The organism is Streptomyces sp. NRRL B-24085 (assembly GCF_001282115.1).
In the GTDB taxonomy this organism is placed as follows: Bacteria; Actinomycetota; Actinomycetes; order Streptomycetales; family Streptomycetaceae; genus Streptomyces.
This window is the reverse complement of record NZ_LJBR01000487.1, coordinates 1-11,109: the sequence shown is the minus strand read 5'-3', so window position 1 is coordinate 11,109 and position 11,109 is coordinate 1. Positions and strand designations below refer to the sequence as shown.

At 69.9% G+C, this 11,109-nt stretch carries 12 protein-coding genes; 6 read left to right on the top strand and 6 right to left on the bottom strand.

Going from position 1 to position 11,109, the window contains the following annotated elements; translation table 11 throughout:
- Positions 1 to 1,085 (bottom strand): redox-regulated ATPase YchF (gene ychF, locus AOJ26_RS37525; RefSeq protein ID WP_053852828.1); only part of this gene is annotated, 1,085 nt, incomplete at its 3' end.
- 177 nt (positions 1,086 to 1,262) lie between these two features.
- Here ychF and AOJ26_RS37520 point away from each other — a divergent pair.
- Positions 1,263 to 1,787 (top strand): DUF6542 domain-containing protein, encoded by a 525-nt coding sequence (locus tag AOJ26_RS37520; RefSeq protein ID WP_053852827.1) that lies wholly within the window; start codon positions 1,263 to 1,265, stop codon positions 1,785 to 1,787.
- A 76-nt stretch (positions 1,788 to 1,863) separates the two neighbouring features.
- Here the strand turns inward: AOJ26_RS37520 and ppgK are convergent, their stop codons facing one another.
- Positions 1,864 to 2,607: a polyphosphate--glucose phosphotransferase gene (ppgK, locus tag AOJ26_RS37515; protein WP_053852826.1), complete on the bottom strand. Its 744-nt coding sequence runs from the start codon at positions 2,605 to 2,607 to the stop codon at positions 1,864 to 1,866.
- A 29-nt stretch (positions 2,608 to 2,636) separates the two neighbouring features.
- Positions 2,637 to 3,638, bottom strand: coding sequence for a 4-hydroxy-3-methylbut-2-enyl diphosphate reductase (locus tag AOJ26_RS37510; protein WP_053852825.1), 1,002 nt, complete (start codon positions 3,636 to 3,638; stop codon positions 2,637 to 2,639).
- 243 nt (positions 3,639 to 3,881) lie between these two features.
- On the opposite strand from AOJ26_RS37510, the gene xseA reads away from it, so the two are divergent.
- The 3 genes from xseA (at position 3,882) to AOJ26_RS37495 (ending at position 6,079) form a co-directional block, all read left to right on the top strand.
- Entirely contained in the window at positions 3,882 to 5,090 is a 1,209-nt protein-coding gene (xseA, locus tag AOJ26_RS37505; protein ID WP_053852824.1) for an exodeoxyribonuclease VII large subunit, read from the top strand.
- A 9-nt stretch (positions 5,091 to 5,099) separates the two neighbouring features.
- Positions 5,100 to 5,333 (top strand): exodeoxyribonuclease VII small subunit, encoded by a 234-nt coding sequence (locus AOJ26_RS37500; protein WP_031042033.1) that lies wholly within the window; start codon positions 5,100 to 5,102, stop codon positions 5,331 to 5,333.
- 155 nt (positions 5,334 to 5,488) lie between these two features.
- On the top strand, positions 5,489 to 6,079 hold the full coding sequence (locus AOJ26_RS37495) for a malonic semialdehyde reductase (protein WP_053852823.1): 591 nt from the start codon (positions 5,489 to 5,491) through the stop codon (positions 6,077 to 6,079).
- Between the two features lie 61 nt (positions 6,080 to 6,140).
- Here the strand turns inward: AOJ26_RS37495 and AOJ26_RS37490 are convergent, their stop codons facing one another.
- Positions 6,141 to 6,662, bottom strand: a complete 522-nt coding sequence (locus AOJ26_RS37490) for a DUF4245 domain-containing protein (protein WP_053852822.1) — start codon at positions 6,660 to 6,662, stop codon at positions 6,141 to 6,143.
- A gap of 127 nt (positions 6,663 to 6,789) precedes the next feature.
- On the opposite strand from AOJ26_RS37490, the gene glpX reads away from it, so the two are divergent.
- Positions 6,790 to 7,824: a class II fructose-bisphosphatase gene (glpX, locus tag AOJ26_RS37485; protein ID WP_053852821.1), complete on the top strand. Its 1,035-nt coding sequence runs from the start codon at positions 6,790 to 6,792 to the stop codon at positions 7,822 to 7,824.
- A gap of 156 nt (positions 7,825 to 7,980) precedes the next feature.
- Here glpX and AOJ26_RS37480 read toward each other — a convergent pair whose 3' ends face one another.
- Together AOJ26_RS37480 and AOJ26_RS37475 are read right to left on the bottom strand one after the other, a co-directional pair.
- A complete protein-coding gene (locus AOJ26_RS37480; RefSeq protein ID WP_078960178.1) occupies positions 7,981 to 8,355 on the bottom strand; it encodes a WhiB family transcriptional regulator in 375 nt (124 codons plus the stop codon).
- Positions 8,356 to 8,529: 174 nt separating this feature from the next.
- Positions 8,530 to 9,246, bottom strand: coding sequence for a DUF1707 SHOCT-like domain-containing protein (locus tag AOJ26_RS37475; protein WP_053852819.1), 717 nt, complete (start codon positions 9,244 to 9,246; stop codon positions 8,530 to 8,532).
- A gap of 167 nt (positions 9,247 to 9,413) precedes the next feature.
- Between AOJ26_RS37475 and AOJ26_RS37470 the strand changes: the two genes are divergently transcribed.
- Positions 9,414 to 11,109, top strand: a 1,696-nt coding sequence (locus tag AOJ26_RS37470) for a fumarate hydratase (protein ID WP_063790380.1), incomplete at its 3' end; no start/stop codon positions are given.

The window sequence follows — 11,109 nt, the reverse complement described above, 5'->3', positions numbered from 1 at the left end:
ACGTTGAAGCGGAACTCCACGACGTCTCCGTCCTGCATGACGTAGTCCTTGCCCTCCATCCGCGCCTTGCCCTTCGCGCGGGCCTCGGCCACCGAGCCGGTCTCCACCAGGTCGTCGAAGGAGATGACCTCCGCCTTGATGAAGCCCTTCTGGAAGTCGGTGTGGATCACGCCGGCCGCCTCGGGGGCCGTGGCGCCCTTCTTGATGGTCCAGGCGCGGGACTCCTTGGGGCCGGCCGTGAGGTAGGTCTGGAGGCCGAGGGTGTTGAAGCCGACGCGGGCGAGCGTCGCCAGGCCGGGCTCCTCGGCGCCGACCGACTCCAGGAGCTCCATCGCGTCCTCCTCGTCGAGCTCGGCGAGGTCCGCCTCCAGCTTGGCGTTGAGGAAGATCGCCTCGGCGGGGGCGACCAGGGCGCGCTGCTCGTCCTTGAAGGACTCGTCGACCAGCTCGTCCTCGTCGACGTTGAAGACGTACAGGAAGGGCTTGGTGGTCAGCAGGTGCAGGTCGTGCAGGAGCTCCTCGTTGCCGGAGCCCTGGACGATGCCCGCGGAGAAGAGCGTGTCGCCCTTCTCCAGGATCTCCTTGGCCTCCTCGACGGCCTTGACCTTCGGCGCGATGTCCTTCTTGATCCGCGACTCCTTCTGGAGGCGGGGCAGGACCTTCTCAATGGTCTGGAGGTCGGCGAGGATCAGCTCGGTGTTGATCGTCTCGATGTCGTCCTTGGGCGAGACCTTGCCGTCGACGTGGACGACGTTCTCGTCCTTGAAGGCGCGGATGACCTGGCAGATCGCGTCCGACTCACGGATGTTCGCGAGGAACTTGTTGCCCAGGCCCTCGCCCTCGCTCGCGCCGCGCACGATGCCCGCGATGTCCACGAAGTCGACGGTCGCCGGGAGGATCCGCTGCGAGGAGAAGATCTCGGCCAGTTTCGTCAGACGCGGGTCCGGGACGCCGACCACGCCGACGTTCGGCTCGATCGTGGCGAACGGGTAGTTGGCCGCCAGCACGTCGTTCTTGGTCAGGGCGTTGAACAGGGTCGACTTGCCGACATTCGGCAGACCGACGATTCCGATCGTGAGCGACACGTTGCGACTTCCCGTACGTGAGAGGAGACGTGAGGAGACTGGCGGCCAGGGGGCCGATCCACCAGTCTACGGCGTGTCGCGGCACGCCCCGGCGGCCCTGTCGAACGCATGGCCAAGGTCTTTCCCACGGCGTGTCCGAGGAGCCGTTCGGCACATAAACAGACCTAGGTTGGTCCAGTGGAGCAACACAGGACCCGCCCCCCGCACGACGGAACGCGACGCCCGGACCGAGGAGCACCCCTGCCCGCGCAGGCCCGCGGCGAGCGACGGCCACCGGTGGCCCGCCGCCCGCCGCCCCCCGCGGTACGGACACTGCGACGGCTGCCCAACCCCCGGCTCACCGGGCTCGGCGGGGGACTGTTCTGCGGCGGCCTGATGTTCCTGCTGGGCTGTCTCGTCTCCGTGCTGTTCGGCTCGGCGCTGACGCTGTACGGCGTGCTGTTCATGCCGGTCAGCGTGGTGACCTCGGTGTGGATGCGCCGGGGGGACCTGCTGACCGCCCCGATCGTCGTGCCGATCGCCTTCGCCGTCGGTCTCGTCCCGGTCGCCGACAGCGGCGGCGGCACCTCGGGGCGGCTGATGGGCCTGTTCACCGCACTGGCCACGCAGGCGGGCTGGCTCTACGCCGGCACGCTGGCCGCCGGCCTCGTGGCGCTGGTCCGCAGGGTCCGCCTGGTACGGGACCGCTCGCGCCGGCCCTGACGCGGGCCGTCGGCGAGGGTGACGGCGCCCGGGTCGTGCGACTCGGGCCGCCCGCCGATGCCGGGCCGAAGGCCCCCTACTCCTGCACCGCCCGCATCGCCGCCCCCACGATCCCCGCGTTGTTCTGCAACTGCGCCGGGACGATCTCGGCCTTGATGCCCTCGATGTGGGGCAGGAACTTCTGCGACTTGCGGCTGACGCCGCCGCCGATGATGAACAGCTCGGGCGAGAAGAGCATCTCGACGTGGGCGAGGTACTTCTGGACGCGGTGGGCCCAGTGCTCCCAGGTGAGCTCCTCGTCCTCCCTGGCCTTGCTGGACGCCTTCTTCTCGGCGTCGTGGCCGTGCAGCTCCAGGTGGCCCAGCTCGGTGTTGGGGACGAGGACGCCGTCGACGAAGACCGCGCTGCCGATGCCGGTGCCCAGGGTGAGCAGGATGACGGTGCCCTTGCGGTCCTTGCCCGCGCCGAAGCTCATCTCGGCGACGCCCGCCGCGTCCGCGTCGTTGACCACGGTCACCGGCAGCCCGCCGAGCCGTTCGCTGAACAACGTGCGCGCGTCGGTGTCGATCCAGCTCTTGTCGACGTTGGCGGCCGTGCGGATGTGGGAACCGCCGGTGACCACGCCCGGGAAGGTCAGCCCGACCGGGCCGCTCCAGCCGAAGTGGTCCACGACCTGCTTCACCCCGTCGGCCACGCTGTCGGGCGTGGCCGGGTGCGGGGTGAGCACTTTGTGACGCTCCTGCGCCAGGTCGCCCTTGTCCAGGTCCACAGGGGCGCCCTTGATCCCGGATCCGCCGATGTCCAAGCCGAAGATCTGCATGGCCCTACGTTACGACGGACGACGGACAGTCACGCCTGCGAGGTCCCCTTGCGCTCCGCGACCAGCGCCGCGGCCTCCTCGCGCAGGTCGCGCCGCAGCTCCTTCGGGAGGGAGAAGGTGATGGACTCCTCGGCCGCCTTCACGAGTTCCACGTCGCCGTAGCCGCGCTGCGCCAGCCACTCCAGGACCTCCTCGACCAGCACCTCCGGCACCGAGGCGCCCGAGGTCACGCCGACCGTGGTCACGCCCTCCAGCCAGGCCTCGTCGATCTCGCTGGCGAAGTCCACGAGGTAGGCCTCGCGGGAGCCGGCCAGCTTGGCGACCTCGACGAGGCGCTTGGAGTTGGAGGAGTTGCGGGAGCCGACCACGATGACCAGCTCGGCCTCCGCGCCCATCTGCTTCACGGCGAGCTGGCGGTTCTGCGTGGCGTAGCAGATGTCGTCGCTGGGCGGCGAGATGAGCTGCGGGAACTTCTCCTTGAGGGCGTCGACGGTCTCCATGGTCTCGTCGACGGAGAGGGTGGTCTGGGAGAGCCAGACGACCTTCGACTCGTCGCGGACCTCGACCTTGGCGACGTCCGCGGGGCCGTCGACGAGGGTGATGTGGTCGGGGGCCTCGCCGGAGGTGCCGATGACCTCCTCGTGGCCCTCGTGACCGATCAGGAGGATGTCGTAGTCCTCGTTGGCGAAGCGGACGGCTTCCTTGTGGACCTTGGTGACCAGCGGGCAGGTCGCGTCGATGGTGGCGAGCCTGCCGCGCGCGGCCTCCTCGTGGACGACGGGGGCGACGCCGTGCGCGGAGAACATGACGATGTTGCCCGGCGGGACCTCCTCCGTCCGTTCGACGAAGATCGCGCCCTTCTTCTCCAGGGTCTGTACGACGTACTTGTTGTGGACGATCTCGTGCCGGACGTACACCGGAGCGCCGTACTGCTCCAGGGCTTTCTCGACGGCGATCACGGCGCGGTCCACACCCGCGCAGTAACCACGGGGGGCGGCGAGCAGGACACGGCGGCCAGGCGAAGCGGTCATGCGTCCCATCGTAAGGCCGCGTTCGGCCGGTCGAAGATCGCGTGCCCGTGACGTTCCCGGGGAGACCGACCGGGATGTGTGAGGGGCGGGTCGGCCGAGGCGCAGGCGCAGGCACGATGTCCGGAACCGGCACGGGGCACCTTCGCGGCGTCGGTTTGACCGGCGCAGGCGGCGGGCGTGGTGGAGCCGGTGGTTGTCGGGTGGTGACGGTCCGTTGTCGTACGCGGCCGTTACGCTCGCGGCATGGCTGTGAACTCGACCCCCGAAACGCCTCTGCCCGTCGGCGAGGTGTCGCGCCTCATCGGCGGCTGGATCGACCGGCTCGGCGCCGTGTGGGTCGAGGGGCAGATCACCCAGCTCTCCCGGCGTCCGGGCGCGGGGGTCGTGTTCCTCACGCTGCGCGATCCGTCGTACGACATCTCGGTGAGCGTGACCTGCTTCCGTCAGGTCTTCGACGACGTCGCCGATGTCGTCGGCGAGGGCGCCCGGGTGGTCGTACTGGCGAAGCCGGAGTGGTACGCGCCGCGGGGCCAGCTCTCGCTGCGGGCCGCCGAGATAAGGCCGGTCGGGGTCGGTGAGCTGCTGGCCCGGCTGGAGGCGCTGAAGAAGTCCCTCGCGGCGGAGGGGCTGTTCGCGCCGGAGCGCAAGAAGCCGCTGCCGTTCCTGCCGCAGCTCATCGGGCTGGTCTGCGGCCGTGCCTCGGCCGCCGAGCGGGACGTCCTGGAGAACGCCCGGCACCGCTGGCCCGCCGTCCGCTTCGAGGTGCGCAACGTCCCGGTGCAGGGGGTGCACGCCGTCCCGCAGGTGGTGCAGGCGGTCAAGGAGCTCGACGCACAGGACGACGTGGACGTGATCGTCGTGGCGCGCGGCGGGGGCAGTGTGGAGGACCTGCTGCCGTTCTCCGACGAGCAGTTGGTGCGGGCGGTCGCGTCCTGCCGTACGCCGGTGGTGTCGGCTATCGGCCACGAACCGGACACCCCGCTGCTGGACTACGTCGCCGACCTGCGGGCCTCCACGCCCACGGACGCGGCCAAGAAGGTCGTCCCGGACGTGGGCGAGGAGTACGAACGGGTGCGGGCGCTGCGGGACCGCGCGCGGCGGTGTGTCGAGTCCTTCCTCCAGCGGGAGGAGCGGGGCCTCGCGCACGCTCTCGCGCGGCCGTCGATAGAGGATCCGCACCAGATGATCGACGAACGCGCCGACCACGTGGCCTCCCTGACCGACCGCGCCCGCCGCACCCTGGGCCATCTGCTGGACCGCGCCGACTCCGAGCTGACGCACACCCGCGCGCGCGTGGTGGCCCTCTCCCCCGCCGCGACCCTCCAGCGCGGGTACGCCGTCCTCCAGAAGTCCGACGGGCACGTGGTGCGGGCGCCGGACGAGGTGGGGGCGGAGGAGACCCTGCGGGCGCGGGTCGCCGAGGGTGAGTTCACTGTCCGAGTCGATGCGTAGGGTGGGCGGATGACCAGCAAGGTGGCGGAAGAGGCGCTCGGGTACGAGCAGGCGCGGGACGAGCTGATCGAGGTCGTACGACGGCTGGAGGCGGGCGGCACGACACTCGAGGAGTCCCTCGCGCTCTGGGAGCGGGGCGAGGAGCTGGCCAAGGTGTGCCGGCGGTGGCTGGACGGGGCGCGGGCGCGGCTGGACGCGGCCCTGGCGGAGGAGTCGGAGGACGGCGAGGGCGACTCCGAGTAGGGGCGCCGCCGAGCAGAGGGGTCCGGTGATCTGTGAAGCGGATCACCACACCCGCTCTTTAGTTGAATGTTGAACTTCGCAGGCGTACGGTCGGAGACGTCAACCGGTCCACGGTCCGTTTACGGGACCGACGTACACCCCGAGAAGGTTCCACCATGTCTCTCGTTCTTGACCCCGCCGCCCAGGACCTGCTGTTCCGCGAGGCCCGCACCGCGAACACCTTCACCGACGAGCCGGTGACCGACGAGCAGGTCCAGGCGATCTACGACCTGGTCAAGTACGGCCCCACCTCCATGAACCAGTCGCCGCTGCGCGTCACCCTGGTCCGCTCCCCCGAGGCCCGCGAGCGCCTCGTGCAGCACATGGCCGAGGGCAACCGGAACAAGACCGCCGCCGCCCCGCTGGTCGCGATCCTCTCCGCGGACAACGAGTTCCACGAGGAGCTGCCGCAGCTCTTCCCGCACTTCCCGCAGGCCAAGGACCTCTTCTTCGGCGAGCGCGCGGCGCGCGAGGGCAGCGCCAACCTGAACGCCGCCCTCCAGGCCGCGTACTTCATCATCGGCATCCGTGCCGCGGGGCTCGCCGCCGGCCCGATGACCGGCCTGGACTTCGAGGGCGTCCGCAAGGAGTTCCTGGACGACGACCACACCCCGCTGATGGTCGTCAACATCGGCAAGCCGGGCGAGGACGCCTGGTACCCGCGCTCCCCGCGCCTGGCGTACGAGGACGTCGTCACCACCGTCTGAGGCGGCCGACCGCACGGGAGGGGCCCGGCCGCCTGGCGGCCGGGCCCCTCCCGTCGTCGCCTCACGCCATCTTGAGGGACTTCGCCATCTCGGTGAGCTGGGCCAGCGAGCCCGTGCCCGCGACCACCGTCGTCGCCCCGTCGCCCTGGTGCACGAGGGCGTCGTACCGGCCGCCCGTGTACCGCGTCCAGGTGCGGCCCGCGATCTCCCGGGTCTGCTTCGTCGCCTCGCCGCCCTGGCTCGCCTCGTCGATGAACTCGGACGGCTTCTGAGTCGACTGCTCGATCTGCACGTACTGACCGCCGGGGGCGTTGAAGCCCAGGTGCCAGGCGTCGAACCGGTCGCCCCGGAAGCGCACCGAGGTGGCCTTCCAGTCGGCCGGCAGCCCCTCGGGCGCGGCCACCGGGTAGGAGGCCGCACGGCGGGCCGTGAGCAGCTCGACGCGGTAGTCGACCTTCTTGATGTCGGGAGCGGAGTCGTCGTGCGGGATGAACACGTAGATGACCGCCGCCGCGATCCCGATGAGGCCCAGGGACAGAATCATGTCCCGGACCGTCTTCTGCTTGCCGTTCGAACCTGCCACGCCCCCTATCGTCGCAGGTGCCAGGTCCGCTCATCCGTGGGGTCCCCTGCTCATTTTGTCGGACTGACGATAGAGTCGACGGTCGAACCCTCATCCGGCCGTCGTCGTATCAGAAAGGTGCGCTCCGATGACCGAGCATCATCATCTGCCGTCCGAACTCGAGGTCCCCTCCGAGGCCCCCGACCGCAACCTCGCCCTGGAGCTCGTCCGGGTGACCGAAGCCGCCGCGATGGCCGCGGGCCGCTGGGTCGGGCGGGGCGAGAAGAACGGCGCCGACGGCGCCGCGGTGCGCGCCATGCGGTCCCTGGTCTCCACCGTGTCGATGAACGGCGTGGTCGTCATCGGCGAGGGCGAGAAGGACGAGGCCCCGATGCTCTTCAACGGGGAGCGCGTGGGCGACGGGACCGGCCCCGAGTGCGACATCGCCGTCGACCCGATCGACGGGACCACGCTGACGGCCAAGGGCATGCCGAACGCGATCGCGGTGCTGGCCGCCGCGGACCGGGGCTCGATGTTCGACCCGTCCGCCGTGTTCTACATGGACAAGCTGGTCACGGGACCGGAGGCCGCGGACTTCGTCGACATCAACGCGCCGGTGTCCGTGAACATCCGGCGGGTCGCCAAGGCCAAGCGCTCCACCCCGGAGGACGTGACCGTCGTCATCCTCGACCGGCCCCGGCACGAAGGGATCATCAAGGAGATCCGGGAGGCGGGGGCGCGGATCAAGCTGATCTCCGACGGTGACGTGGCCGGCTCGATCTACGCGCTGCGCGAGGGCACCGGCGTCGACATGCTGCTGGGCATCGGCGGTACGCCCGAGGGGATCATCTCGGCCTGTGCCGTGAAGTGCCTCGGGGGCACCATCCAGGGCAAGCTGTGGCCCAAGGACGACGAGGAGCGGGCGCGGGCGGTCGACGCCGGGCACGACCTGGACCGGGTGCTGACGACCGACGACCTGGTGTCCGGGGAGAACGTCTTCTTCGTGGCCACGGGCATCACCGACGGCGAGCTGCTGCGGGGCGTGCGGTACCGGTCGGAGACCGCTACCACCGACTCGATCGTGATGCGGTCGAAGTCGGGGACGGTCCGGCGGATCGACTCGGAGCACCGGCTGAGCAAGCTGCGGGCCTACAGCGCGATTGATTTCGACCGGGCCAAGTAGCTCCGCCGTTCTGGAGCACGGGCGGGTGCGGGTGCGTGGGGGCTGGTCACGCAGTTCCCCGCGCCCCTAGGGAGTCACCTCACCCTTCGAGAGAAAGCACAGCCAAAAGGACGTCCCCGGTGCGGTGGGGGCGCCCTTTTCGCGTTCTGCGGTCCCTCAGCCCGCCTGGGCTATGCGGGACGCCCGCGCCGTCTTCGCGAGCTCCAGGTCGCGGCGCCTGCGCCGGGCCAGGACCACGCGGCGCTCCGCCGCGGTGAGGCCGCCCCACACACCGTAGGGCTCGGGCTGGAGCAGGGCGTGCTCGCGGCACTCGACCATGACCGGACAGCGGGCACAGACGCGCTTCGCGGCCTCCTCGCGGGAGAGCCTGGCAGCGGTGGGTTCCTTGGACGGAGCGAAGAACAGGCCGGCCTCGTCGCGCCGGCACACCGCCTCGGTGTGCCATGGAGCGTCTTGGTCCCTGTCCCGCACTGGCACCCGCTGGGCCGGAACGGCAGCTACCTGCAGGGACGAATCCGGCGGTTGCAGCACGGTCTACTCCTGACGACGGCTTCGCGAGCGAGCGACGATGCAGCAAGCCCTACCCGCTGTGCGCGCGCCTATGCACTGAGTCCCCAACCGCTGGTTTCCGGGCGTTCGTGTGCTCTTCCGGGGCCCGGACGGGCTCGGATTCCGCCGTTTCGGACCCTCCCGGATTCACAACCGTCAACGATCCAGGTGTCTGCGCAAACTTTTGTCGACCTTGCGATCGACCGCGCGCTGAACGCGGTCGAGAATGTCCGCGACGAGCTTGCCCCGCCTGGGCCTCGCGTCGACGCTGCCGAGGACCGCCCAGCCGTCGACGTAGACCACGGGTGCGTCCACGTCCGGCGAGTCGAGCGTGTCCACCTGGAAGTCGCCGAGGACACCGACGCCGGTGCCGCGCAGCGAGACGTTCTCCGGGACGCGCACCTCGACGCTGCCGAACACCGAGAACGCCTTGATGACGACCTGGCGGTACTCGAAGATCGCCTCGCTGAGGTCTATCTCGACGCTGCCGAAGACCGCGTAGGCGTGGATGCGGCGGCCCGCGCGCCAGCGGCCCTTGCGGACGGCGGCGCTGAAGACCGCCACCACGTTGTCGTCCGGGTCCGGGGGGATCGCGTCGGTCGGGCGGTTGGGAGCCGGGGTCCAGGCGGGGGCGGCACGGCGCTCGTGGGCCGCCGGCAGGTCCCGTATGAAGACCTCCAGCTCGCCGACCGTCTTGGCGCTCAGCACCCCCTCGACCCGCTCGGCGTGCTCGTCCGCGGTGAGGCGGCCCTCGGCGAGCGCCTCGCGCAGGATGTCGGCGATACGGTCGCGGTCGGCGTCCGAGGCACGCAGGTCGGCCACCACGGGGGCGGGGCCCGCGTGCTTCTTGAGGTCCGGCTTCTGAAGGTCCACGGCAGCAGCGTACCCAAACGCGATAGATCGCGACTAGGGCTGTGGACAACTCTTGGCCCGCCGACTGAGCCCTACCTCACAGGCTTCCGTCCTTGGACAGGTTCTAGGCTGGTGAGGCCCGCCAACGGAGGCGGGTGGTCGACCCGCAGAGTGAGGAATGGGCTGAGATGCCTGAGTTCGCGTACACCGATCTGCTCCCCATGGGAGAGGACACCACCCCCTACCGGCTGGTGACCTCCGAGGGTGTCTCCACCTTCGAGGCCGACGGGCGGACCTTCCTCAAGGTGGAGCCGGAGGCGCTGCGCAAGCTCGCCGAAGAGGCCATCCACGACATCCAGCACTACCTGCGGCCCGCGCACCTCGCCCAGCTGCGGCGGATCATCGACGACCCGGAGGCGTCCAGCAACGACAAGTTCGTGGCGCTGGACCTGCTGAAGAACGCGAACATCGCGGCGGCGGGCGTGCTGCCGATGTGCCAGGACACCGGCACGGCGATCGTCATGGGCAAGCGCGGGCAGAACGTGCTGACGTCGGGCGGCGACGAAGAAGCCCTCTCGCGCGGCATCTACGACGCGTACCTGAACCTCAACCTGCGCTACTCGCAGATGGCCCCGCTGACCATGTGGGACGAGAAGAACACCGGCTCGAACCTGCCCGCGCAGATCGAGCTGTACGCCACCGACGGCGGCGCGTACAAGTTCCTGTTCATGGCGAAGGGCGGCGGCTCGGCCAACAAGTCCTTCCTGTACCAGGAGACGAAGGCCGTCCTGAACGAGGCCTCCATGATGAAGTTCCTGGAGGAGAAGATCCGTTCGCTCGGTACGGCCGCCTGTCCGCCGTACCACCTGGCGATCGTGGTCGGCGGTACGTCCGCCGAGTACGCGCTGAAGACCGCGAAGTACGCCTCCGCGCACTACCTGGACGAGATTCCCGCCGAGGGCTCGGAGCTCGGGCACGGCTTCCGGGACAAGGAGCTGGAGGAGAAGGTCTTCGAGCTGACGCAGAAGATCGGGATCGGGGCGCAGTTCGGCGGCAAGTACTTCTGCCACGACGTGCGCGTGGTGCGGCTGCCGCGGCACGGTGCCTCGTGCCCCGTCGCGATCGCCGTCTCCTGCTCCGCCGACCGCCAGGCCGTCGCGAAGATCACCGCCGAGGGTGTGTTCCTGGAACAGTTGGAGACGGACCCGGCGCGGTTCCTGCCGGAGACGACGGACGAGCACCTCGACGCCGACGGTGACGTCGTCAAGATCGACCTCAACCAGCCGATGGACGACATCCTCGCGGAGCTCACCAAGTACCCGGTGAAGACGCGGCTCTCGCTGACCGGGCCGCTCGTGGTCGCGCGCGACATCGCGCACGCCAAGATCAAGGAGCGGCTGGACGCGGGCGAGGAGATGCCGCAGTACCTGAAGGACCACCCGGTGTACTACGCCGGCCCGGCCAAGACCCCCGAGGGATACGCCTCCGGCTCCTTCGGTCCGACGACGGCCGGCCGCATGGACTCCTACGTCGAGCAGTTCCAGGCGGCGGGCGGCTCCAAGGTGATGCTGGCCAAGGGCAACCGCAGCAAGCAGGTCACCGACGCGTGCGGTACGCACGGCGGCTTCTACCTCGGCTCCATCGGCGGCCCCGCCGCGCGGCTCGCCCAGGACTGCATCAAGAAGGTCGAGGTCGTCGAGTACGAGGAGCTCGGCATGGAGGCGGTCTGGAAGATCGAGGTCGAGGACTTCCCGGCGTTCATCGTGGTCGACGACAAGGGCAACGACTTCTTCCAGGACCCGGCCCCGGCTCCGACGTTCACGTCGATTCCGGTCCGGGGGCCGGGGCCTGGAAGAAGTCGTTGCCCTTGTCGTCGACCACGAT